The organism is Methylomonas rosea (assembly GCF_024505055.1).
GTDB classification, from domain to species: Bacteria; Pseudomonadota; Gammaproteobacteria; order Methylococcales; family Methylomonadaceae; genus Methylomonas; species Methylomonas rosea.
In genome coordinates, this window is the sequence record NZ_JANIBL010000061.1 from 1 (window position 1) to 24,700 (window position 24,700).

At 51.9% G+C, this 24,700-nt stretch carries 24 protein-coding genes and 1 tRNA gene; 9 read left to right on the forward strand and 16 right to left on the reverse strand.

Annotated features, from left to right (window positions below; all coding sequences use genetic code 11):
* Positions 1-96 (forward strand): zinc ribbon domain-containing protein (locus NP589_RS21780; protein WP_371929684.1); only part of this gene is annotated, 96 nt, incomplete at its 5' end.
* Positions 97-252: 156 nt separating this feature from the next.
* Here NP589_RS21780 and NP589_RS17175 read toward each other — a convergent pair.
* The 6 genes from NP589_RS17175 to rlmE all read right to left on the reverse strand — a co-directional run bounded on the left by NP589_RS17175 (position 253) and on the right by rlmE (position 5,645).
* Positions 253-337, reverse strand: a tRNA-Leu gene (locus tag NP589_RS17175).
* Between the two features lie 16 nt (positions 338-353).
* Positions 354-755, reverse strand: a complete 402-nt coding sequence (secG, locus tag NP589_RS17180) for a preprotein translocase subunit SecG (protein WP_256608089.1) — start codon at positions 753-755, stop codon at positions 354-356.
* A gap of 21 nt (positions 756-776) precedes the next feature.
* Positions 777-1,523, reverse strand: a complete 747-nt coding sequence (gene tpiA, locus NP589_RS17185; RefSeq protein WP_256608090.1) for a triose-phosphate isomerase — start codon at positions 1,521-1,523, stop codon at positions 777-779.
* A 54-nt stretch (positions 1,524-1,577) separates the two neighbouring features.
* Positions 1,578-2,918, reverse strand: a complete 1,341-nt coding sequence (glmM, locus tag NP589_RS17190) for a phosphoglucosamine mutase (protein WP_256608091.1) — start codon at positions 2,916-2,918, stop codon at positions 1,578-1,580.
* 72 nt (positions 2,919-2,990) lie between these two features.
* Complete coding sequence (ftsH, locus tag NP589_RS17195; protein WP_020485128.1) at positions 2,991-4,907, reverse strand: ATP-dependent zinc metalloprotease FtsH; 1,917 nt, start codon at positions 4,905-4,907, stop codon at positions 2,991-2,993.
* Positions 4,908-5,027: 120 nt separating this feature from the next.
* Positions 5,028-5,645, reverse strand: a complete 618-nt coding sequence (rlmE, locus tag NP589_RS17200; protein ID WP_020485127.1) for a 23S rRNA (uridine(2552)-2'-O)-methyltransferase RlmE — start codon at positions 5,643-5,645, stop codon at positions 5,028-5,030.
* Positions 5,646-5,695: 50 nt separating this feature from the next.
* Between rlmE and yhbY the strand changes: the two genes are divergently transcribed.
* Positions 5,696-5,962: a ribosome assembly RNA-binding protein YhbY gene (yhbY, locus tag NP589_RS17205; RefSeq protein WP_256608092.1), complete on the forward strand. Its 267-nt coding sequence runs from the start codon at positions 5,696-5,698 to the stop codon at positions 5,960-5,962.
* A gap of 41 nt (positions 5,963-6,003) precedes the next feature.
* Here yhbY and greA read toward each other — a convergent pair whose 3' ends face one another.
* The 4 genes from greA to NP589_RS17225 all read right to left on the reverse strand — a co-directional run bounded on the left by greA (position 6,004) and on the right by NP589_RS17225 (position 11,565).
* The gene (gene greA / locus NP589_RS17210; protein ID WP_020485125.1) at positions 6,004-6,480 is read right to left on the reverse strand and encodes a transcription elongation factor GreA; all 477 of its coding nucleotides are present in this window, start codon (positions 6,478-6,480) and stop codon (positions 6,004-6,006) included.
* 33 nt (positions 6,481-6,513) lie between these two features.
* On the reverse strand, positions 6,514-9,729 hold the full coding sequence (gene carB, locus NP589_RS17215) for a carbamoyl-phosphate synthase large subunit (protein WP_064009925.1): 3,216 nt from the start codon (positions 9,727-9,729) through the stop codon (positions 6,514-6,516).
* Positions 9,730-9,746: 17 nt separating this feature from the next.
* Complete coding sequence (gene carA, locus NP589_RS17220) at positions 9,747-10,880, reverse strand: glutamine-hydrolyzing carbamoyl-phosphate synthase small subunit (protein WP_256608093.1); 1,134 nt, start codon at positions 10,878-10,880, stop codon at positions 9,747-9,749.
* Between the two features lie 244 nt (positions 10,881-11,124).
* Positions 11,125-11,565, reverse strand: a complete 441-nt coding sequence (locus tag NP589_RS17225) for a Spy/CpxP family protein refolding chaperone (protein ID WP_256608094.1) — start codon at positions 11,563-11,565, stop codon at positions 11,125-11,127.
* 179 nt (positions 11,566-11,744) lie between these two features.
* On the opposite strand from NP589_RS17225, the gene NP589_RS17230 reads away from it, so the two are divergent.
* Genes NP589_RS17230 through NP589_RS17245 form a run of 4 tightly spaced genes read left to right on the forward strand, consistent with a single transcriptional unit; the run spans position 11,745 to position 14,831 of the window.
* Positions 11,745-12,428, forward strand: a complete 684-nt coding sequence (locus NP589_RS17230) for a response regulator transcription factor (RefSeq protein WP_256608095.1) — start codon at positions 11,745-11,747, stop codon at positions 12,426-12,428.
* Between the two features lies 1 nt (position 12,429).
* Positions 12,430-13,902 carry a sensor histidine kinase gene (locus NP589_RS17235; RefSeq protein ID WP_256608096.1) on the forward strand — a complete coding sequence of 491 codons (1,473 nt, stop codon included), beginning with the start codon at positions 12,430-12,432 and terminating at the stop codon, positions 13,900-13,902.
* Positions 13,903-13,904: 2 nt separating this feature from the next.
* Positions 13,905-14,300, forward strand: coding sequence for a hypothetical protein (locus NP589_RS17240; protein WP_256608097.1), 396 nt, complete (start codon positions 13,905-13,907; stop codon positions 14,298-14,300).
* A 15-nt stretch (positions 14,301-14,315) separates the two neighbouring features.
* Positions 14,316-14,831 (forward strand): glycine zipper family protein, encoded by a 516-nt coding sequence (locus NP589_RS17245; RefSeq protein WP_256608098.1) that lies wholly within the window; start codon positions 14,316-14,318, stop codon positions 14,829-14,831.
* Positions 14,832-14,852: 21 nt separating this feature from the next.
* On the opposite strand, the gene NP589_RS17250 is transcribed toward NP589_RS17245, so the two are convergent.
* A complete protein-coding gene (locus tag NP589_RS17250; RefSeq protein ID WP_256608099.1) occupies positions 14,853-17,621 on the reverse strand; it encodes an autotransporter family protein in 2,769 nt (922 codons plus the stop codon).
* A gap of 129 nt (positions 17,622-17,750) precedes the next feature.
* A complete protein-coding gene (locus tag NP589_RS17255) occupies positions 17,751-18,317 on the reverse strand; it encodes a c-type cytochrome (protein WP_256608100.1) in 567 nt (188 codons plus the stop codon).
* Positions 18,318-18,451: 134 nt separating this feature from the next.
* Here NP589_RS17255 and NP589_RS17260 point away from each other — a divergent pair, with 134 nt between their 5' ends.
* Both NP589_RS17260 and NP589_RS17265 read left to right on the forward strand, forming a co-directional pair.
* Positions 18,452-20,113: a putative transporter gene (locus tag NP589_RS17260; protein ID WP_256608101.1), complete on the forward strand. Its 1,662-nt coding sequence runs from the start codon at positions 18,452-18,454 to the stop codon at positions 20,111-20,113.
* A gap of 70 nt (positions 20,114-20,183) precedes the next feature.
* Positions 20,184-20,819 carry an alpha-ketoglutarate-dependent dioxygenase AlkB family protein gene (locus NP589_RS17265; RefSeq protein ID WP_256608102.1) on the forward strand — a complete coding sequence of 212 codons (636 nt, stop codon included), beginning with the start codon at positions 20,184-20,186 and terminating at the stop codon, positions 20,817-20,819.
* On the opposite strand, the gene NP589_RS17270 is transcribed toward NP589_RS17265, so the two are convergent.
* The 4 genes from NP589_RS17270 to NP589_RS17285 all read right to left on the reverse strand — a co-directional run bounded on the left by NP589_RS17270 (position 20,755) and on the right by NP589_RS17285 (position 24,076).
* Positions 20,755-22,512, reverse strand: coding sequence for an LTA synthase family protein (locus tag NP589_RS17270; protein ID WP_256608103.1), 1,758 nt, complete (start codon positions 22,510-22,512; stop codon positions 20,755-20,757). The genes NP589_RS17265 and NP589_RS17270 overlap by 65 nt on opposite strands.
* Before the next feature lie 31 nt (positions 22,513-22,543).
* Positions 22,544-23,071 (reverse strand): hypothetical protein, encoded by a 528-nt coding sequence (locus NP589_RS17275; protein ID WP_256608104.1) that lies wholly within the window; start codon positions 23,069-23,071, stop codon positions 22,544-22,546.
* 119 nt (positions 23,072-23,190) lie between these two features.
* Complete coding sequence (locus NP589_RS17280) at positions 23,191-23,586, reverse strand: hypothetical protein (RefSeq protein ID WP_256608105.1); 396 nt, start codon at positions 23,584-23,586, stop codon at positions 23,191-23,193.
* A gap of 31 nt (positions 23,587-23,617) precedes the next feature.
* Complete coding sequence (locus NP589_RS17285; protein ID WP_256608106.1) at positions 23,618-24,076, reverse strand: DUF302 domain-containing protein; 459 nt, start codon at positions 24,074-24,076, stop codon at positions 23,618-23,620.
* Between the two features lie 17 nt (positions 24,077-24,093).
* On the opposite strand from NP589_RS17285, the gene mobA reads away from it, so the two are divergent.
* Positions 24,094-24,699: a molybdenum cofactor guanylyltransferase MobA gene (gene mobA / locus NP589_RS17290; RefSeq protein WP_256608107.1), complete on the forward strand. Its 606-nt coding sequence runs from the start codon at positions 24,094-24,096 to the stop codon at positions 24,697-24,699.
* The last annotated feature ends 1 nt before the right edge of the window (position 24,700 follow it).

Genomic DNA, 24,700 nt, shown 5'->3' on the forward strand with positions numbered 1-24,700 from the left:
GAAGACTGCAGCGTCTGCTGTAGACCGATCACTATCTCCGTTGAGTCTTGGCAGGGTGAAGTGGTCAGTATTGAAGCCCGCTCTGAAGACGAGTAAGGTAAAATTTGCGTCGATTACTTTCCCATAAATGACCACGTTGAATGCCTTGTAAATTCAGGATGGCACGGCCATTTAGTTAAGGTAAAAAAAACCCGCTAAGCCAGACGACTTGCGGGTTTTTTGTACTTCTTTGCACTTGTGTGCTTCTTCAAATGGTACCGACGGGCGGACTTGAACCGCCACGACTTGCGTCACCACCCCCTCAAGATGGCGTGTCTACCAATTTCACCACGTCGGCTTTATTTGTTGCTGATCTACTTCGCCGCTGGTTTTTCGACTTCTTTGATAGCCGGCGCGTCAGGTAAGGTAAGGTCCTGAATCGGCAAGCTGCCGTCTGCGGGCATGCCTTGTGTTAACGGTACATCAGACTTAACCGGTTCAGCAGCAGGCGTCGAATCCAATATGACGTCGGTTTTTTTACCTTGATAGCCGCTTAATACTGCCAAGCCTAAGCTGGTGATAAAAAACAAGGTGGCGAAAATAGCAGTGGTTCTGGACAAAAATGAGGCAGAACCTTGAGCGCCGAATACCGAGCCGGATGCGCCACCGCCGAAAGTCGCGCCGGCATCGGCACCTTTTCCTTGTTGCATCAGGACTAAGCCAACGATGCCTATACCCAGGAAGATGTGAATAATTATTATAATTTGGTACAACATAAAGACCTTAATCGGATGAAACTAAACCGAATGGCAAATTTGCAGGAAGCCTTTTGCATCCAGCGATGCGCCGCCCACCAAACCACCATCAATGTCCGGCATCGCAAACAAGCCTTTTGCATTATCTGGCTTGACGCTACCACCGTATAAAATTTGTACTTTTTCCGCGATTACCGGATTTCTATCGGCAATCCGTTGACGAATGTACTTGTGTACTTCTTGCGCCTGTTCGTCGGTCGCCACTTTGCCGGTACCGATAGCCCAAACTGGTTCGTAAGCGATTACAGCGGTTTCGAACGCTTCGATGCCTGCAGCGGCAATCACCGCGTCCAATTGTTCGTCAACGACCTGGAAGGTTCTGTCTTGCTCGCGCTCTTCCAGCGTTTCACCAACGCACAATACTGGCACTACGCCTTTGCTCAAGGCTTGGCAAAACCGTTTGGCAACCGATTCGTTGGTATCGCCGTAATAGCTGCGACGCTCGGAGTGACCAACCAATGCATATTTGCAGCCGACTTCGCTCAGCATTGCCGCTGATACTTCACCGGTATAAGCACCGGACGCTTGATCGGCAACATTCTGCGCGCCAAGTGCGATAGGGGATGCAGCCAATACGCTACGAATATCTGACAAATAGACGAATGGAACACAAACAGCGACTTCTTGCTGAACGTTACCAAGACCATCAGCCAAAGCTTGAGCAAGTTTTTGCCCATCTTCCCGAGAGCCGTTCATTTTCCAGTTACCCATAATCAAAGACCGACGCATTACATCCTCCGAGCTAAATAAGACCGCATATATTATCGATTTAAAGCTTTTAGTTCAAGCCGGAATCGCTTTCTTGACATCAGCGGCGAGTTGATTGGCAAACTTGACGACCTCATCTTCATCAACGCCTTCCACCATAACTCTAATTAATGGCTCGGTGCCGGAGGATCTCAGCAATACCCTGCCTCGTTCACCGAGTTTTTTCTCTACTGCTTCAACGGCCTTTTTAATGCTATCGATCTCTTCGATTTTGACCTTTTTATCGATTCGGACGTTAATCAACACTTGCGGGTATTTGCTCATACCGGATTTAAGTTCGTTCAGACTTTTACCGGTGCGCTGCATTTCCGCGAGTACTTGCAAAGCCGAAACGATACCGTCGCCAGTAGTGGTTTTATCCAGACAAATAATATGCCCGGAACCTTCGCCACCCAGCATGCCTTTATGCTCGGACAACATTTCCATTACGTAACGGTCGCCCACATTGGCGCGCAGCAGCGGCACACCTATGGCTTTAAGGGCATGCTCCATACCCAGATTCGACATTAAAGTGCCGATCACGGGCCCAAACAGCTTGCCTTCCTCCAAGCGGGATTTGGCAATGATGTAAATCAACTCGTCACCATCGACTATCTCGCCTTTGTGATCGACCATAATTATCCGGTCGCCGTCGCCATCCAGCGCTATGCCCAGATCGGCGCGAAACTCGAGTACTTTAGCGGCCAGATTTTCCGGCTTGGTGGCGCCGCATTCGTCGTTGATATTTAAGCCATCCGGATCCGCGCCGATGGTAACCACTTCCGCTCCCACTTCGCTAAACACATGCGGCGCAATATGGTAAGTCGCGCCGTTGGCGCAATCGATGACGATCCGCATCCCTTTAAAGTCCAATTGCGGCGGCACGGTTGCTTTACAAAATTCGATGTAGCGGCCGGCAGCATCGCTGACCCGTTTGGCTTTACCTAATTTTGCCGATTCGACTGTAGTCATAGGCGTATCCAGATACTGTTCGATCTGGTGCTCTACGTCGTCCGGCAATTTGGCGCCGTCCACGGAAAAAAACTTGATACCGTTATCATAGTAAGGATTGTGTGAAGCACTGATCACAATGCCGGCTCTGGCTCTTAAGGTTCGAGTCAAGTATGCGATGCCTGGGGTGGGCATGGGTCCCAACAAGCGCGTATCCACACCGGCCGCCGACAAACCCGCTTCAAGCGCTGACTCGAACATATAGCCGGAAATCCGCGTGTCTTTGCCCAACAATACAAAGCCGCTACCTTCCTTGGCAAACACTCTGCCTGTCGCCCAGCCCAGCTTTAGCATAAAGTCGGCAGTGATGGGGTATTCTCCGACCTTGCCGCGAATACCGTCGGTACCGAAATATTTTTTTGCCATACTCAAAACTCTCTTAACTAAATCCCAAAAAAAAGAGAGGCCGGAGCCTCTCTTGCTTTTGCCGTTAAGGCATCAGCCCTGCTCGGCCGCGCCTCCGATCGATGGGTCGGTATCTTTCTGATCCCAATGATCACTTTTGATACCACCGCTGGAAGACGGAGTGTCGTCCCAACCTTTTGGCTCTCTTACCGGCTTTCTTTCCATCAAATCATCAATTTGATATTTATCGATGGTTTCGTACTTCATCAAGGCATCAGCCATTGCATGCAGAATATCTTCGTTTTCCTTCAGAATCGTTTCCGCTCTTTCGTAATTTCTATCAATAATAGACCGAATTTCTTCGTCGATGGTATGCGAGGTTTCTTCCGCAACCGATTTATGCTGTGTTACGGAACGACCCAAGAAAATCTCACCTTCTTCTTCGCTGTATGCCAATGGTCCGAGACGTTGCGACAAGCCCCATTTCGTAACCATGTTTCTAGCCAACTCGGTAGCACGCTCGATATCGTTGGAAGCGCCGGTAGATACTTGTTCCCAGCCGAAAATCAATTCCTCGGCAATCCGACCACCGTATAGGCTGGAAATCATGCTATCCAGCTTACGTTTGCTGGCGCTGTACTGATCGCGTTCCGGCAAGAACATCGTCACACCCAGCGCGCGGCCGCGCGGCATGATGCTGACTTTGTAAACAGGATCATGCTCGGGCACCAAACGACCGACGATGGCATGACCGGCTTCGTGATATGCGGTCATTTTCTTTTCTTTCTCGTCCATCACCATGGAGCGTCTTTCCGCGCCCATGATCAGTTTGTCCTTGGCTTTTTCCAAATCGACCATACTGACCAGACGCTTGTTATAGCGCGCTGCGAACAAGGCAGCTTCGTTGACCAGGTTGGCCAAATCCGCGCCGGAAAAGCCTGGCGTACCTTGGGCTATGTATTTAATTTTGACATCATCCGCAGCCGGCACTTTTTTCAGATGCACGTTAAGAATCTGCTCACGCCCTCTGACGTCAGGCAATCCGACCACAACTTGACGATCAAAACGACCTGGACGCAGCAACGCTTTATCCAACACGTCGGAACGGTTGGTTGCCGCGATCACGATAATGCCTTCGTGACCTTCAAAGCCGTCCATCTCGACCAATAATTGGTTCAAGGTTTGTTCGCGTTCGTCGTTACCGCCGCCTAAACCGGCGCCGCGTGAGCGACCGACCGCATCGATCTCATCAATAAAGATAATGCAAGGTGCATGTTTTTTGGCTTGTTCAAACATGTCGCGCACCCTTGAGGCACCGACGCCGACGAACATTTCCACGAAATCCGAACCGGAAATAGTGAAGAACGGCACTTTCGCTTCGCCGGCAATCGCTCTGGCCAACAAAGTTTTACCGGTACCCGGAGGACCAACCATCAGGGCACCACGCGGCACCTTGCCGCCGAGTTTTTGGTATTTGGCAGGGTCTTTAAGGAAGTCGACCATTTCTTCGACCTCTTCCTTAGCTTCATCGCAGCCCGCGACATCAGCAAAGGTAACCTTGTTTTGATCCTGATCCAGCATCCGCGCTTTGCTTTTACCAAAGCCCATCGCGCCGCCACGACCACCCACGCCGCCGCCTTGCATCTGCCGCATGAAGAAAACCCAAACCGCGATCAGCAATAAAATCGGGCCGAATGACACGAATATTTGCATCAGCATGGAAGGTTCTTCGGGTGGCTGAACGGATATTTCCACACCGTTAGCCAACAGATCGTCGATCAAATGCGGATCGTTAGGCATGTAAGTCTTAAACTTATCGCCGGAGACCATTTTGCCTTTCACAGTATTATCTGAGATCGCAACCTGCTGAACTTGTCCAGCTTTGACAGCGTCGATCAATTGCGAATACGAAAAAGTCGCGTCGCTACGAATCGCCCGCGACCCGAAACTGTTGAATACAGCCATCAAGACTACGGCGATGACCACCCACAAAATTAAATTTTTAATCATATCGCTCAAGTTACGCGCTCCGGCCTGGATTGGCCTCAAAATTTAAAAACCGAGTAATTGTATCAGGACTACTCGCATCCCACCGCCATCATAGCCCTATGAACGGCGACTATCGCATATTTATTTAAAACCTTTCGCCAAAATATACACTTCGTTACTTCTGGCCCGCGAAGCTTTCGGCTTTCTGATCACCACACTACTGAACTGCTGACGCACTTGATTATAGTATTCATCAAATCCGGCGCCCTGAAACATCTTGATCAAAAACGTACCACCCTTAGCCAATATGTGTTGCGCGGCATCCAAAGCCAGTTCTCCAAGGTAAATGGCCCGTGGCTGATCCATTTCCCGGCTACCACTCATATTGGGGGCCATGTCCGACAATAACAAGTGAACCGGTTCGCCATCAAGCACTTTATAGAGCTGCTCCAGCACTTCGTCTTCCCGAAAGTCGCCTTGAATAAAATCCACGCCGTCAATAGGATCGATAGCCAGCAAATCCAGCGCAATCACCTTATTTTTTTTACCGACGATTTTGCTGACATATTCAGACCATCCGCCCGGTGCAGCGCCCAAGTCAACTATATTAATACCAGGTTTTATGATTTTGTCTTTTTCTTGGATTTCTATCAGTTTGAACACGGCACGAGAGCGATAACCCATTGCCTGCGCTTTCTTGACATACTCGTCTTGGAAATGTTCCTGCATCCATTGCTGGCTACTTTTGCTGCGTGCCATATTTTCTATTCGTGTAAAATTGCTGGGTTTTTAAAGTTCAAGGAAACAGAGTGAATCCTATTCAAAAGAAAAAGCTGAAAGCTCAAGCTCACCCGCTAAATCCCGTGGTGATTATCGGCCAGGCCGGCTTGACTGACGCGGTTATCAAAGAAATTAATGTAGCGCTGGACGCTCACGAGCTGATCAAGGTCAAAATTCGCGCGGAAAGAGACGAGCGCGCCGCTATTAGAGAACAAATCTGCGCGCAAACCCAGGCCGAATTAGTGCAATCCATTGGCCAAATAGCCGTTATATATCGTTTGAACCCCAAAAAATAAAGCCAATGGGGAGGCCGCTTCCTCCCCATCAACAAAACAGCCTAGATATATTGAACCGAGAGAATCTCGTATTCGATATTGCCGCCCGGCGCCTTTACCGTCACGACATCTTCCACTTCCTTGCCGATTAATGCCCTGGCAATCGGCGACCCCACCGAGATGCGGCCTTCCTTGATATTGGCTTCATCTTCGCCGACGATCTGATACGTTACAGTCTTACCGGAATCGAGATCTTCGATTTCCACCGTCGCCCCGAACACTACCTTACCATTGGCCTCAGTTTTGGTGACATCGATGATATTGGCATTGGATAACTTGCCTTCTATTTCGGCGATCCGCCCTTCGGCAAAGCTTTGCTGTTCGCGCGCCGCGTGGTACTCGGCATTTTCTTTTAAATCGCCGTGCGCACGCGCTTCAGAGATGGCCTGAATGATACGCGGTCTAACCACGGTTTTCAGCTCTTCCAGTTCGGCGCGTAATTTGTTGGCACCCACCACTGTTAGTGGAAATTTTTGCATTTACTGCTCCCCTCTTGAATTCAAATTCATCCGTTAAAATGTTTTATGCAAGTCTTGCAGGCAATTCACATCACCCGCATCGAGTTCACCCAAGGCATAACATGCCGCGCGCGCGCCCGCCATCGTCGTGTAATAGGTTACTTTGCGCTGCAAGGCTTCGCGACGCATCGTAAACGAATCGGCCACGGCTTTAACGCCCTCGGTGGTATTCACGATCAACTGCACCTCGCCGTTTTTGATCATGTCCACGGTATTAGGCCGGCCTTCGTTGACCTTGAAGATTTCCTTGCAAGGAATGCCGGCTTCTTTCAACACTCTGGCCGTACCGCGGGTAGCGACGATTTCATAGTCTTTCGCAATCAGCATTTTGGCTAATTCCGGCAGCTTAGGTTTGTCGGCGTCGCGGATACTGATCAAAACCTTGCCGCTGTGGCTCAAATCCACACCCGACGCGCGCTGCGATTTGGCGAACGCTTCGCCGAACGTCTTACCAACGCCCATAACCTCACCGGTCGATTTCATTTCCGGCCCCAACAACGGATCGACGCCAGGAAACTTAATGAATGGAAACACCGCTTCTTTCACCGAGAAATACTCAGGGATGCGTTCCTCGGTGATGCCCTGCTCCTTCAGGGATTTACCGACCATCACCCGCGCGGCGATTTTTGCCAGCGGATAACCGGTAGCCTTGGATACGAAGGGCGCGGTACGCGAGGCACGTGGATTCACTTCCAATACGTAAATAGTTTCGCCTTGGATCGCAAACTGGGTGTTCATCAAACCCCGCACACCGAGGGCTTCGGCCATTTTCGCAACTTGCGCGCGCAGTTGATCCTGCATATGCGCAGGCAAATCGTAAGGCGGCAACGAACACGCGGAGTCGCCGGAATGTACGCCGGCCTGCTCGATATGTTCCATCAAGCCGCCGATCAGCACCGTCTCGCCATCGTAAATCGCATCGACGTCCATCTCTACGGCATCATCCAAAAAGCGATCCAGCAACACCGGCGAATCGTTGGAGACGCTGACTGCTTCTTTCATGTAGCGGCGCAGGCCTTCCTCGTTGAATACGATTTCCATCGCTCTGCCACCCAAAACATAGGATGGACGCACCACTAATGGGTAACCCAGTTCACGGGCGGAATTAACCGCCTGCTCGACCGAACGCGCGGTGGCATTGGGCGGCTGCAACAGATTCAGACGCTCCAGCAATTTCTGGAAACGCTCCCGGTCTTCGGCCAAATCGATTGAGTCCGGCGAAGTACCAATGATGGGCGCCCCGGCAGCTTCCAAGGCCCGCGCCAGTTTCAGCGGCGTTTGGCCGCCATATTGCACAATCACTCCTTTGGGTTTTTCCAGTTCGATGATTTCCAGCACGTCTTCCAGCGTTAATGGCTCGAAATACAAACGGTCGGAAGTATCGAAATCGGTAGACACGGTTTCCGGATTACAGTTGACCATGATGGTTTCGTAGCCATCTTCGCGCAGAGCCAACGCAGCATGCACACAGCAATAATCAAACTCGATACCTTGACCGATACGATTTGGTCCGCCACCGAGAATGATGATTTTTTCTTTATTGGACGGATTGGCCTCGCATTCTTGTTCGTAAGTCGAATACAGATAAGCGGTATCGGACGCGAACTCCGCCGCGCAAGAGTCGATACGCTTGTAAACGGGCCGCACGCCTTTCTTATGGCGCACGCTACGCACTTCAGATTCCTTGGTTTCCAGCAGTTTCGCCAGGCGTCTATCGGAGAAACCTTTGCGCTTCAGGCGCAATAATTCTCCCGGCTCCAGCGTTGCCAGGGTTTTGGTGGCCAAGGTTTTTTCGGTATTAATCAAATCCTCGACCTGCGCCAGGAACCATGGATCGATCTTACAGGCCTGATGAATGTCGGCAAAGCTCAAGCCGCTACGAAAAGCATCGGCCAGATACCATAAACGTTCAGGACCGGGATAACGCAACTCCCTAAGAATAATATCCTCGCTGTTAGCATCGCTCAGATCGGCAATTTCATCCAGACCGTCGACTCCCACTTCCAGGCCGCGCAAGGCTTTTTGCAAAGATTCCTGGAAGGTACGACCAATCGCCATCACCTCGCCAACCGACTTCATCTGCGTGGTCAGCCTATCGTTGGCTTGCGGGAATTTTTCGAAGGCAAAGCGCGGCACTTTGGTGACCACATAATCGATGGACGGCTCGAATGACGCCGGTGTGGCACCGCCGGTGATTTCGTTGCGCAGTTCATCCAGCGTGTAGCCCACCGCCAATTTGGCCGCGACTTTCGCTATCGGAAAGCCGGTGGCTTTGGAGGCCAAGGCCGACGAACGCGACACCCTGGGATTCATTTCGATAACGATCAGCCGGCCCGTATCCGGATTGATGGCAAACTGTACGTTGGAACCGCCGGTATCGACGCCAATTTCCCGCAATACCGCCAAGGAGGCGTTACGCAGAATTTGATATTCCTTATCGGTCAGGGTTTGCGCTGGGGCCACGGTAATCGAGTCACCGGTATGTACGCCCATTGGGTCGAAGTTTTCGATCGAGCAAATAATGATGCAGTTATCTTTCGAGTCGCGCACCACTTCCATTTCAAACTCTTTCCAGCCCAAAATCGATTCTTCAATCAACAATTCGCTGGTCGGCGACAAATACAGGCCACGCTCGCAAATCTCGATGAATTCTTCGCGGTTATAGGCGATACCGCCGCCGCTACCGCCCATCGTGAAGGAAGGACGGACTACCGTGGGATAACCGACTTCTTCTTGTGCCGCAAACGCTTCTTCCATGTTATGCGCGATTTTGGCTCTGGACACTTCCAGGCCGATGCGCGCCATCGCTTCATTGAACAACGCGCGATCCTCCGCCATATTAATGGCTTCCTTGGTCGCGCCTATCATTTCCACGCCGTATTTTTCCAGCACGCCGTGTTTGTCCAGCGCCAGCGCGCAGTTCAGCGCGGTCTGACCGCCCATGGTCGGGAGAACGGCGTCGGGACGCTCTTTTTCGATGATTTTTTCGACGGTCTGCCAGTCGATAGGCTCGATGTAAATCGCATCGGCCATATCCGGGTCGGTCATGATCGTCGCCGGATTGGAGTTAACCAGAATCACCCGGTAACCCTCTTCGCGCAAGGCTTTGCAAGCCTGGGTGCCGGAATAATCAAACTCGCAGGCCTGACCGATGACGATAGGTCCAGCGCCCAGTAATAAAATCGATTTTATGTCGGTTCTTTTTGGCATATCACTCTGTATAAAACTTAAGCGGAACGAGGCTGGTTCATCATTTCCAGAAAAACGTCGAACAAGGACTCGACATCGTGGGGCCCGGGGCTGGCTTCGGGGTGGCCCTGAAAACTGAAGGCCGGCACGTCGGTGCGAGCGATACCTTGCAGGCTACCGTCGAACAGCGACACATAGGTCGCCTTTAAATTGGCCGGCAAGGAATCAGCGCTGGCGGCAAAACCGTGATTTTGACTGCTGATCATCACCCGCCCAGTCGCCAGTTCCTGCACCGGATGGTTCGCGCCATGGTGGCCGAATTTCATTTTCTCGGTTTTCGCGCCGCTGGCCAAAGCCAATAATTGATGGCCCAAGCAAATGCCGAACACCGGCACTTTTTTCTCCAAGATGGCTTTGATAGCATCAATCGCATACGTGCAAGGCTCCGGATCGCCGGGGCCGTTGGAGAGAAACACGCCGTCGGGATTCATTGCCAACACTGTTTCGGCTGGGGTGGTGGCCGGCACGACCGTCACCCGGCAGCCGCGATTTGCCAGCAAACGCAGAATATTGCGTTTGACACCAAAATCGTATGCAACCACATGTTTAGTCAGATTAGGCGCTTGAGTATGGCCTTCGCCCAGTTTCCAGACATTTTCGGTCCATTCGTAGCTGGTAGCCGTCGTTACTTCTTTAGCCAGATCCATGCCTTGCAGACCGGGAAAACCTTCGATAGCCTGTGTCGCGGCATCCAAATCCACAGTCTCACCGGCCATGATGCAACCGCGTTGTGCGCCTTTGTCGCGTAGCAAGCGGGTTAATTTGCGAGTATCGATGTCGGCAATCGCTACCACTTTGTGCTCGCGCAGATATTCCGGCAAGGTTTTCTCGATACGCCAGCTACTCGCCAGCAAAGGCAAATCGCGTATCACCAGACCGCTGGCAAATACTTTTGCAGATTCATCGTCTTCAGCGTTGGTGCCGACATTGCCGATGTGCGGATAGGTCAATGTGACGATTTGCCGTGCGTATGACGGATCGCTGAGAATTTCCTGATAGCCGGTCAATGCCGTGTTAAAAACCACTTCTCCCACGGAACAGCCATCGGCACCGATCGAAATGCCGTGAAACACCGTCCCGTCTTCTAGTACCAGTAATGCAGGTTTGTTCAAGATTGGCCACCTTAGATGTAGAAAACGGGATAAGTCTTGCGACTCATCCCGTTCCTGATAGATAAAAACTTGAGTGATTTTACGAAATTATGGCTGTTTGGTCATTAACAATTTTCTAACTTGGTGCGTTGCCGAGATTGTGCTCTTTCACAAAGACTCTGTATTTATTGCTGATTTCGCCTTAACCAGGCTGCCCGGATACCAGTAACCACTGCACCGGGCTATGTAAGGACAACAGATTCATTCAATGGTCGAATTTGCCGATTTCGGCTTTCAATTTTTCTTGCTGCTCAGCCGTTAACAACATAAATACTTCATGATCGAGCTTTGATTTCTCCAAGGCCATCTGCTGATGCATCACAGTAGATTTCTCAAGCAAGGCTTTGGTCTTTTCCTCATCGTAATCGGCGGAAAAGCTCAAAGCATGCAATTCGGCTCTCAATGCATGCTCTTCTTTAAAGCGGGCGTGCCCGTCGCCGAATCGGGTTTTCATTAAATTCTTGATATCGGCTTCCTGCTTCTCGCTGAGATCAAGTTTTTTCAAATACCGCGGCAAATGTTGCTCACCGTCCGCTTCGCCGAACATATGCATCGGCGGTTTGCCGCCGCTGTGGTGTTCGCCATGCGGTGGCTTAGCCATCGCGGTTAAGGGTAACAAGCCGAGTAACAATACTAATTTTTTCATAAAAAATTCCTCAAACATAATGATGAACATAAGGACAAAACCTGTTCGATTTCGTCGTAGTCAGTATTTCAAATCAGAGGTTAAGTGCTGTTAGTGCCGTGTAAAATCAGGTAAACCCAGCTGGTTGTCGGCGGTAGCCGGGGCTATGATGATGACCACACAGCCAACGAGCGACAACCATGCACAAAGTGTTAATTATCGATGACGACGTAGAACTGGCCGGACTATTCCAGGAATATCTGGCGCAGGACGGTTTTGCGGTGGACGTCAGCCATACCGGCACGTCCGGACTGCAACATGCCCTATCCGGCGACTATCAACTGGTGATTTTGGATATCATGCTGCCGGACATCAAAGGTACCGAGATATTGGCGCGCATTCGTCTGGAAAGCCGGGTTCCGGTACTGATGTTTACCGCCAAGGGCGACGAGGTAGACCGGATTATCGGTTTGGAATCCGGCGCCGACGACTATGTCCCCAAGCCCTGCACACCCAGGGAACTTGTGGCGAGAATCCGCGCAATTTTGCGGCGAACCCACCCTGCCACCAATGTATTGCCAGGACCGATTGCGGCCGGCCCGTTGAAACTGTGGCCGGAAAAACGCAAAGCCGCCTGGTTTGAACAAGATCTGGACCTAACCAGTACCGAGTTCAATTTGCTGGAAACCTTGGCCAGTCAGGTCGGCCGGGTCGTCAGCAAAAACGAACTCTCCGAAAAAGCCCTGGGCCGGCCACTGGCGCGTTTCGACCGCAGCATTGATGTGCATATGAGCAGCATCCGCCAAAAACTCGGCAATCAGCCGGACGGCCGCTCTTATATCCAGACCGTGCGCGGCCAGGGCTACCTGCTGATCAAGGCATAAAATGGGCAGATTGTTCTGGAAGTTTTTCTTTGCATTCTGGCTGGCGTTGTTAACAGCGGGCATTGGTGTGGGTACCGCCGTTTGGCTCAGACACACCGCGCAGCAAAACCTGTCGGCCAAGCAGGCCGATGTCGTCGATGTCAGACGCGCCTCGCTGGTCAAACTGGCTGCCAGCACTTTGCCGCATGGCGGCGTCAAGGGCTTGCACGACTTTATGCAGACCTTGCAAAACACCCGTTTCCCACCGATATACGCAGTAGACGATACAGACCGGGAATTGTTGGGCAGGCCGTTAGCGGCAGAGGTATTGCAACAGGCCAGAGCCTTACACCGAAAAAATGCCTACCCGGATGCCATTCAAATGGTTGCGGCCGACGACGGTCATCGTTATCTGCTTTTCGTACCCTTGCCCGAGCACGGTTTTGGCGACTTATTCAGACCCTCATTTCCGGGCGGCAGTGCTGGACTGCCGCCAATGGGCTTTGACGGTCCTATCCCCGGAGACCGGCCCCCACCGCCCCCCGATGACCGCATTCGCCGCCCGCGTAACGAACCGCCCCCGCCGATTTTACCGATAGTCTCCGGGGGCGTGGCCAGTCTGCTGTTCAGCGGACTCTTGGCCTGGTATTTCGCCACACCAATCCGCAGCTTACGCGACGCTTTCAGCGCCGTGGCTCAAGGCCGGCTGAATACCCGCATCGGTAAGGCAATGGGTAGACGTGGCGACGAATTAGCGGACCTAGGTCGCGACTTTGACCACATGGCCCAGAAAATTTGCTCGCTAATTAACGCCCAGCAACATTTGCTGCACGATGTGTCCCACGAACTTCGCTCGCCGTTGGCGCGTATCCAGGCGGCTATCGGTCTCGCCCAACAACAACCGGAAAAATTGCCGGCCACGCTGGAACGCATCGAACGCGAATCGCAACGCATCAGTGATTTGGTCGGCGAACTATTGATGCTATCGAAGTTGGAAGCGGGCGTGGCGCAGGGAAAAACCGACCGAATCAATCTCGCTGATCTGTTGGCCGACATTGTCGCCGACGTGCGTTTCGAGGCAGAACCAAAGCGTGTCGAACTTAGCTATCACGGCGACATCGATGCGGTAATCGAATGCCAAAGCGAACTATTACATCGCGCTATCGAAAACGTGCTGCGTAACGCCGTGCAACATTGCAAAACCGCCGGCACGGTAGTAATTGCCGCCGATTTCGGTAGCGATAATCGTCGCTTAAGAATTCGGGTGGACGATGACGGCCCTGGGATAGCGGATCAGGATTTGACGGCAATTTTTCAGCCGTTTTTCCGCAGTGGTCAACCGCAAAAACCGCACAGCACAGGACTGGGGCTCACCATCGCGCATCGAGCCGTTGAGGCGCATGGCGGCAGCATCAGCGCCAGCAACCGGCCGCAAGGCGGTTTAAGTGTGCTGATTGAGATCCCGTTTCCAACGCCGCAAGCAAACGAGAGGTAAGTATGTTTAAACTCAAAAAGTGGATTACGGCCCCGCTGATAGCTTTACTGTCGGCATGGGCACTAAGCGCGAACGCTGACCCGTTTCACCATCACGGCGGTCGACATTTTGGCGGACATTTCCGTCCGGGTTTTAGCTTCTACTTTGGGGCTCCACTTTATCCCAGACCGTTTTACCCGGCTTATCCTTACTACCCGACATATCCGTATTACCCGCGGGAAATTATCACCGTACCGGTGCAACCCCCGGTCTATATCGAGCGCGAACGCATTCAACCCCAGAACAGTCCATTAGCCGAAGGCTATTGGTATTACTGTAACGATCCGGCCGGCTACTATCCTTACGTAAAAGAGTGTGCGAATGGCTGGCAACAAGTCGAGCCGACGCCGCAAAATTAGTAGGAGACTGCAAACATGAACACTAAAAACCAAATGGCGGGAATCTGCGCGGCACTGGCCTTGAGCGGCTGCGCCCACATGCCATCCGGCCCCAGCGTAATGGCGCTGCCGGGCACCGGCCTGTCGTTCGAACAATTCCGCCAGGACGATTATCAATGTCAGCAATACGCGGCCGGACAAGTCGGTGCCACGCCAAATCAGGCAAGCACCGATAGCCAAATAGGCAGTGCGGCGGTCGGCACCGCAGTCGGTGCAGCTGCCGGCGCAGCGCTAGGCGGGGGTGGTGGAGCGGCTATCGGCGCGGGCACGGGTTTGGTAGCCGGCACTATCGTCGGCAGCGGCGAATCAAGACGCTCCGGCTATGCCACTCAACAAGGTTACGACAACGCCTATGTACAATGTATGTATGCCAAGGGCCACCGGGTACCCGTATCCGGTCAGTTTTCTTACCAATCGCCGGCACCCAAAACCTCACAACCCAGTATTCCGCCACCACCGCCCGGATTGCCGCCACCGCCACCTTATCAGTAACAATCAGGAAGGGCTTGCGGACTAGAAAGTCATCCGCAAGCCCGCTTCCACGATATGGTCGGAAATATTGGCCTGGCCCAAGCGGGTTTCGTAACGCACGAACCCGGAGCCGCCATTAGCTAAAGTAGCGCTGACCGAACCGCCAAGGTTGAGATAATCACGGTCGGGTTCGCCGGTCTGAATCGTAAAATTGCCCTGCCCCGGCTCGGCCTGAGCCAAACGCATGTGGATCAGCCGGTTGTCATTGAGATATTGATGCTCCCATTCCACCCGCGCCGCCGGCGTGATCACGCCCCATGGCGTGCTGAGCGCATAACTAATTTGAGTACCGAGATTGCTGACCATGGAATGATTGATTTGCTCACCGGTGATGATGTCGAAGCCGTTGCCGCTTTGCTCCTGATATTGGGCGATGTTCATGCCCAAATACTCCAAACGCAGATAAGGCCCGATGGCCCATTCATCCCAATTGAAGTCTTTGCCGCCACTCAAGGCAAAACCGTATTGATTACCGGTGGTTGTAGACGTAGATTGGCCGGCGAATCCGGTATAAGCATATTGGCGATTGAAGGCGTAGTCATTGCCGCCGTAATTTCCCACCCAATCCAGATAAATATCCTCGGGCAGATAATAGCTACCGTAAATCGCACCCAGATAGGTGTCGCTACTCATATTACCGGCCGAATCCGCGTACTGCGTGGAAGAGTGCGTGTAGTTAAACGCCGCGCCAACCACCAATTTATCGCTAAGCCGATAATCAGCACCGCCCGTCACGGTGCGCGCTTGCGAATCGAAGCCGCGATCCCAGGCGTCACCTTGCAGAGTGGCAAAATTAAACCGGGTTTGTAAAAACAGACCCAAGGGCGAATCGCGGAACAACTCGTCATCGCCGGCTGCGCCGCCTAGCCCCTGAGAGCTCAAGGTATTGGCGGATAATTGGATACCGTTAAAATTAACCGACAAAGGCGCACTGCCGCCGCCAGCGCGTAAGCTCGCCAATCGGGTGAGCGGACCATCCATGCGCGTCGCGCCCAGTTTCACCGGCCCGGCCATCTGGCTCGGCACCTGATCGGGAGTCAACGCCGCAACGGCAATGGTTTGCTGTTCCGGACTGAGCGCCTGTAGTTGCAGGCACCGGGTAGCCAAAATGCCGCTCGGAGTAGTGCAAGCTTCGTTTAGGGCAGGCGCAAAGGTCTGTTGATTAAAAGTTAATTCCGGCGCGGTAGTAGTCTCTGCGGCAAAAGGCTGCAAGCTCCAGGGCGCCAATTGGCCTCGACCGCCACCAAAACTGCGTATCGCACCCAACAGATACTGATTTTCGGGCAAAGTCGGATCGATGTAGATGTTGTAATCGCTGCTGATGCTGCTTAATTGGCTTACACCATCCGCTAATACCAGTCGGCCGGCATACAGCGCGGCGCCGGGCGTGCTATTGCCATCCATCAACTGCAAGCCGTTGCCGCTCGCCACTGTCACCGAACCCCAAGCAAAATTATTGATCGCACCACTGGTGGTTTGACCTTGGTCGCTGCCCGTCAAACTCATTGCGTGCTGCGTCGCGCTGGGTCCGCTGAACACCAGATCGGCATTCGCGGTATTCCACAGCGTATTTTGCGTACTGGCATTATTGAAATCGCCGGTCACAATGAAAACATCGCCAGCACCGCCTACCAAATAGCCGCTGGAACCTATGGAAAGATTATTGAATTGATTGGTCGACGGATCACTCTCATAGCGGCCGTTATTCGTGAAATTGCCGGTAAACGCTACCGAGGTATTGACGGTTCTGAAAACACCGTCGTTACTGACATTGCCGTCAAAGCGATGCGGATTGGTACCGGAGATATCGACGCGTCCTTGTGCGCTATTGTAGAAATCGCCGGCCCCGGTAATGAGTCCGGTTTGCGCCAGATTGAATTGGCCGGTATTGTTGATGGTCCCGGTATTGTTCAGCACGCCGTGATTGTTGAAAGTACCTTGGTTACTTAGCTGTCCGGCATTGCCGAAACTGCCCTGATTAACCAATTCGCCGACGTTTGTCAGCGTATTGCCGATTACATTGTTGATGCTGCCGCTATTGACCATCTGTCCAGCATTCTCAAATACGCCTTGGTTGTTGATGGCACCAACGTTGGAGAAAACCCCTGAGCTATGACTGAGCGTGGCGTTGTTATTGATCAATGTGCCATGGTTGCTGAAATTGCCGCCGGTGCTGTAATAGTAACCAGGCAGGGTGCTGAAGCTGTTGCTGGAGGCAATGGGACTCAGCGCTAAGGGTGTAACATTGACCTGGAATGGCGCGAAACCGGAAATGCCATTCTGGTCTTTTCCGAACCCACCCGCAGTATTCGGCTGGTAAACAAAATCCAGGGTTGCGCCAAGACCAATAAAGTAAGTGCCGGGAGTTTTAGGAGCAGTGATTTGGCTGGAGAACGATCCGCTTTGGCTACCAAAACCGGGATAGATTACTCCCGAGAAAAAGCCATCGGAACCGGCTTGAGCCGGGGCAATCCACGCAGTATAAAGTTGGATAACGCAACCTGGACAATAACTGGTATCGCCTTCCTGGATGCTGTAACTACCAGCCAAATTGACGCTGGAACCCGAACCTACCGTTGCCGAATTACCGGCAAAACCGCCGCTGCCCACGCCGGCAAAGGACGGTTGAGTAATGGTGATATTGCGCCCAATCACCGACCACGTTACGTCGGACGACAAGGAATCGGCTAGCGAAGACTCCGAGGCGCAAGCCAGCAAAAACCCAATCCGCAATGGACCATTTAATTTCATCACACTGTTAATTTGCTACGCGCTTGGATTGTGGGATTCGGACAAATCTGCGCATTAGATTAGTCGAAACATTCAACAAGGCAACCGCATCGCTCCGGTACTCTAAACGATGCGGAACATGACAATAATCTACAAAGATCCCAAATAAGCCGCCACAGCCTTGATGTCGTCTTCGCTGAGCGATTGTGCCAGCGCATTCATTTGCGGGGCCTTACGCGCGCCTTTTTTGAAATCGGTCAGTTGTTTGGCTAAATATTGTGGGTGCTGACCGGCCAGTTTCGGCACCATGCCCATGCCTTGCGCATTATTACCGTGGCAACCCAGACACATTGCAGCTTTGTCTTTGCCCAGTTTGACCAAATTGGCATCGCTGCTGCCGGCCGATTTGCCGTGCAAACTGGCGTAATACGCCGAAATATTTTGAATGTCGGTGTCGCTCAAGCCTGAGGCAAGCGGTTTCATTACCTGATTTTCACGCTGACCGTTGCGGAATTTATTCAGCTGGCTCTCGATATACACCGCGCTCTGCCCTGCCAGACTGGGCCATAAGGGGCTGCTGCTGACGCCGGCCGCACCGTGGCAACCTTGACACGCGGCGGCTTTGGCTTTGCCTGCCTCGATATCCGCCGCGTTGGCGCCGGCGGCGAACAGCCCCAGCATGACGATATATTTCATTTTATGATATTTATTATTCATCGAGATCACCCTTGGTTGGCTTGTTGTACAATCCTGACGACATAATGCGCTATCAGGCTTCTGCATCATAGTCAGGCAGCATTGACTAAGCAAACCTAAATCCCTCCAACCCACTCGAACCAAAGGAATAGGCCATGTCGTGGTTGCTATCGCTTTTTAATCAAGATTCCGTTCCGCACACATTACTAATTGTTAGTTTGGTAGTGGCCAGCGGACTGGTTTTGGGCAGAGTATCGCTGGCCGGCATTCAACTGGGTATCGCCGGCGTATTGTTTTCCGGATTGTTGTTCGGGCATTTCCAGCTGACGATCAATCCGGAAGTTATGCATTTTTTGCGCGAATTCGGCTTGGTATTGTTTGTTTACGCGATTGGTTTACAGGTCGGTCCCAGCTTCGTCAGTTCGTTTTTCCGTTACGGATTGCGTCTGAACGGAATGGCCGCCGCGATCGTGATATTGGGCGCCTTGATTACGGTGTTGATCAGCATTTTCGGCGCTATTCCCATGCCCGTGGCGGTGGGTCTGTTTTCCGGTGCCACCACCAATACCCCGTCGCTGGCCGCCGCCCAACAAGTATTGAGCGGGATTGCCGGCATCGATAGCGAAACATTGAAAATGCCGGGCCTGGGGTACGCAGTGGCTTACCCATTCGGTATAGCCGGCATCATTCTCGCCATGCTGTTGAACAAACGCTTGTTTAAAGTCGATATAGCCGACGAAGCCAAAAACTTTGCAGACCAACAACAGCAAGACACCCATGTGCCAATATGGAAAGATTTGCGAGTGGAAAACCCAAATCTGAACGGTTTGACGCTGCGGCAAATTCCGTTTTTCGAAGGCATGAACGTGGTGATGACGCGGATTCTGCACAACGGCGCAGTAGATGTGGCCGGCCAGGAAAGCCGCCTGGCGATTGGCGATACCATCCGTCTGGTCGGCGAACGCGAACCCTTGGAGCAGCTGAAAATTCTGATCGGTCCGGAATCGGATATCGATCTGAAACAAATTGCCACCAATTTGCAAAGTAAACGCCTGGTAGTCACCAACAAAGCCGCAATCGGTCAGACTATCGGCAATCTGTGCATGCTTTATGGGGTAACCATATCCCGCATTCATCGCCCGGACGTGGAGTTTTCCCCCAGTAGCTCGGTGCATGTACAGTTTGGCGACGAGTTGCACGTGGTGGGCAATCAGGACGCGCTGAGCAGCATCGAAAAAGCCCTGGGTAACTCGCTGGAAGAACTGGCCCACCCGCAAATCATGCCTATCTTTATCGGCATTTCGCTGGGGGTGTTATTAGGCAGTGTGCCTATGTATTTGCCCGGCATTCCCTCTGCGGTAAAGCTGGGTATGGCCGGCGGACCGTTATTGGTAGCGATTATGCTGAGCCGGGTGGGCAATTGGGGCACGATGACCTGGCATTTACCGAAAAGCTCCAACATCATTTTAAAAGACATCGGCATCGCGTTGTTCCTGGCCTGCGTCGGTTTGCACTCCGGCGATCAATTCGTCGAGACGCTGGTAAGAGGCGACGGTTTTTACTGGATGGCCTGCGCGGCTTTGATCACCTTGCTTCCGCTTCTGATTGTCGCAGCCGTTGGCCGAATAGTCTACAAACTCAACTTCCTGACGCTTTGCGGCTTGCTGGCCGGCAGCATGACCGATCCGCCGGCTTTGGCATTTGCCAACAATCTCAGTCCGGCGGCGGCTGTGTCGATGGCCTATGCAACCGTGTACCCCTTGGTCATGATTCTGCGGATCATTGCCGCGCAGTTGATTATTTTGTTGGTCAATTAACACCGACTCATTTGTCTGATGGACTGGTTCTGCAGCTAAAATCGCCGAGCCAGTTCAAACGCCTGCTGCGATGACATCGACCTTAATCGTCAACGACCAGAATCTGGCTCCCCGCGATGGCGAGCTTTATCTGCTGCAAGCTTTCTACCCACAACCCATCGCAGACAATTACTTCAACAGCCTGCGGCAAAACCTGGCCTGGCAAACAGAGCAAATCCATATCTTCGGGCGCTGGGTGCAGGTACCGCGCTTGATGGCCTGGTACGGCGACGCAGGCGCCGACTACCGTTATTCCGGGATCGATCACCAACCCTTGCCCTGGACCCGCGAACTGCAAGCCCTACGCACCGACGTCGAAGCCGTTTGCCGACAAGCGTTCAATAGTGTTTTAGCCAATTTATATCGCGACGGCCGCGATTCGATGGGTTGTCACGCTGACAATGAAAAAGAGTTAGGCCCGAATCCGCTGATAGCATCGCTGAGTTTCGGCGAGACACGCCTGCTACGTTTCCGGCATAGCCGCAGCCGCACGACGCTGGATATTGAGCTGAGTCACGGCGACTTGTTGATCATGGCCGGTGAGTTGCAACACCACTGGCGCCACGAACTACCCAAAACTCGACTAGCCAAACAAGCCCGTATCAATCTGACGTTTCGGCGGATTGTGTCAACGCCCACTTCGCCCGTGCTATCCGCAACGCGTTAATCTTATCGACCAACAGCTGCCTGACAGTCTGCTCCGCCGGTAGCCTGCTGGTTACCCTGGTATTATCGCCATCCAGTTTCACCAGAAACTCTTCGTTCTCGCCAAAAATACTAACCATATCCCGATTGTCGCCACGCCTATGAATAATGTATTTGGGCGGGGTTTTCGCTTCACCGAACAATACCCCTTTCCAATCCGAATAACATTGCTTCCCTACCGCCAAGCCCTGCAAACTATTAAATACGTCAATCTGTTGATATTGATTGCTTTCCACGCTTGCCGGCTGATCACCATCAGCAATCACCAAGGGCACTTTTGCCGAAGCGTTATACTGGCCGTATAACTCGACTTCGGCTTTTTTTAAAGGCGTCATCGAATGATGGTCGCCAACAATAAGTAATATTCCGTTATTAAAAAATCCTCTATCCTGCAATTGATTATAAAACCGGCCCAGCTGTTTATCCGTATAAGTAATTGCCGCCGATTCTGATTTCTCCTTATTCTCCGGATTAATATACGGATGGTGACTACTAACGGTTTTAATAAACAGCAAAAACTTATTGTTTTTGTTGTTATCGACCCTGGCCAAGGCTCGCAAATATAAAGCTTCGTCCGGCGCGGCCTCAAAATGAAACCGTTCCCATTTATCATATTCTGGCTGGTCATGGCCTTCCATATAATCAAATCCTATGCTTTTTGCCCAGACTCCAGTATTACCAAACTCCAAATCCGCAGTAGTTAAAAACTCTGTTTTATAACCTTGCTGTTTAAGAATATTGGGCAGGGAATCTTTTATATTATAAAAACTATAAAACGACGTACCGCCATCGTCGGTGTAACTGGAGGGCGGATAGAGCGGCTGCAAGCCAGTCAGTAGCGCCACTTCGCCGTCTTCGGTGATAAAACCGTTGGCGTAAAAATTATTGAAGGCCTGATGTTGGCGGGCAATGGCATCCAGATTGGGCGTCCAATCGTGGATACCGGAGAAATACCGGCTTTGATAAGCGGACAGCGATTCCACCATCAGAATAATAACATTCTTGGTTTGAGCCGGTTGTGTTTGGCAGTTTATATGTTCTTGAAAACTAAACGCATCGACATAAGCAGTGCTATACGGCGCAGCTTCCGACAGTATGGTTAAATTATAATCAATGACATTTTTATAGATCCAGGCATGGGCGTATTTTTCATTATCGGCAAACGCGGCCGCCAACGGCAGGCCGAGAATCAAGAAGATTGGCCATTTTTTGACATAAGGATTTATTGATTTAAACCTTACCCACGAAAAATATAAAGGCACTGCCAAGACTAATACTGTAAGCGCAAGCACACCAAAATCGCTTAAACCGTATATTTGCTGAATATATTTGTACGAATAATCCGCATATTTTATGGCGTCGCCCAAGGCCAGATGGGTATTGAAATTAACGATAATGGCGTAATCGATAATATAAACAGCAAACAACAGCAAAGCCGCCAAGCGTAATAATGCCGCCAACCAACGCATCATAGTCGGCAGCAGCGATAAATACAGCAATATTAAAATACCGCCATAAATCACGGCATCGTTAAATAAAACCTGAGTAAATCCCAGCAAACGGGTACCGGTATAGTGATAAATAAAATTATCGACATACCAGCCTTTCAGCAGCAACGGCGCCACCAAAATAAGCAACCAAACAATCTTTTTCATGCTTGGGAAACCGCTGACAATGGCGTTGGGATTAATCGCGCGTCAACTTCAGGAAATGAAAAATATCGACTTCAATCACGCCGAATGCGGCGATCCACAGCAGCGCATCGTAAGCATCCAGCCATGCTGACTGCATCAGCCAAGCCACAACCATACCGATTAAACCCGCAAACACCGCTAGAGTCATCAACCAAAACACCTGCCGATGCTGTTCTACCAAAGACCGCCAGCGCACTTCCAATTCGAGTAACACAATCAACGCAAACCAGAGTAGAGAGTTAAACACATCCAGCCATTCGTTATCGCGGACGTAGCTGCCGAACACCAAGGCAATCACCACAATCAATACGTTCCGCACCGCGTGCAAGGTCGTCTCGTTAAATGGCGCGGCCTTGACGGTTTCCAGCTCGAACATCACCAACAATATCACCCAGACCAGGGCATCGACCGCAGTCGTCATTGTATCGACCGCCGCGTAAATGCCGATATTCAGCGTTAACAATGCCAATATCGCCAGTTTGAATTTGGGGTAGGAAAGGAAGAACTCAGGGGTGGGCATAACGGTAAGATTAAGTTGAATGCGACGGCGAACGCCAAACTGCTCGTATCGCGATGGTTTGACGGAAAAGACATGAACCATGATGACAACCCGGCCGGCGCCATCATGGTCGACAGGGATTATTTAACGAAGCAGGCTTTCTCGGCTTCGGCGTCAGCATCTTTCAACTTGCTGCGCAAATCCTTGGATTGTTTAGGATCACGAAACGCCGCGCCGGCTTCGCCAGGGGTTTTTTGCATCTGGGTAAAGGTTTTGGCTGATTCGAATTCTTCGAAACTGAGTTTTTCAGCGATTTTATCGATTTTGCAACCACAGGCGTATTGGCTGATATAGGTCAGGCCACCGTGCTTGGCGACGCATTCCAGCACATATTCGACACGGTCGCGGGTGGGATAATCATTGACCAATACCGCCGGCTCGCCCGCGGCGGCTTCAGGTTTAGAACTTTCCTGGGTAGTGGCGCAGCCGTTTAGCAGCGTTAAAACAGCGAGAGTAGCGAAGAATGATTTTTTCATGATGCTCGGTTTTTTATCGTTGTAGGGATATTTATTGTTGGGCGGCGAAGTCGACAATCTGCCGCAGTTGCGGGTTCATTTCCTTGGCGAATTTATTCAGGGCCGGATTGCCCGTATCTTCAGGCAGCAGATGCGTTCTGACGATGGTTTTGCCTTCGAATTGATAGGTCACCACATTGCAGGGCATATAGCCTATGGCATGCGGGGTGATTTCCAGCACGACCTTGGCCAGCGTCAGATTACAAAACTGTACCGTATCGTATTCCGGAAAATTCGTGGCTCCTCTGTCGCGGATCACCTTCCCCACCCGGCTATGGCCGGTGATGCGAAAGTTATGTTCGGCGATCGCTACTTCCAGTTCCGCCAACACTTCGTCGTACGGTTTGCTGGTCTCAACTTGATAATACGTCACTTCTTCGATATGCGGAGACTGCGCGGCACAACTTGCAATCAACGGCAGGCTTGCGAAAATGACGGCTCTTTTAAACATCGAGAAAGCTTACCATCATGAGCGGGCAAAACAAAGTTAGCGGCGTGGTGCTGGCCGGCGGCATGGCCAGACGCATGCAGGAGCAAGACAAGGGCTTGATGTTGTGCAATAACCGGCCCTTGGTCAGTTACGCGCTGGCCGCCATGGCCCCGCTGGTCGACGATTTGTTGATCAGCGCCAATCGCCATCAGGACCGCTATCGGCAATTCAATTACCCGGTCATCAGCGATGCCAAACCAAGCTTTGACGGCCCGCTGGCCGGAATTTTGGCGGCGATGCAGGCGACGCAACATGGGATATTACTGGTAGCGCCGTGCGATTCGCCGCTGGTTGCAAGCATTCATCTGCAACGCTTAGTCGACGCGTTAATAAGCCAGGACGCGGACATCGCCGTGGCGTTTGACGGCGAACGCCTACACCCGGTTTTTGCCGCGCTGAAAATCAGCTTGCAAACTGACTTACAGGATTACCTGCGTAGTGGCGAACGCAAGTTGCAAACCTGGTTTCACCGACATTTGCTAGTCGAGGTAGATTTCAGCGACACGCCGCACATCTTCGTCAACATCAATACGGCGGCGGAATTGTTGACTGTGGAGCAATCGTTAGCCGAAGTCTTGCCTTGAA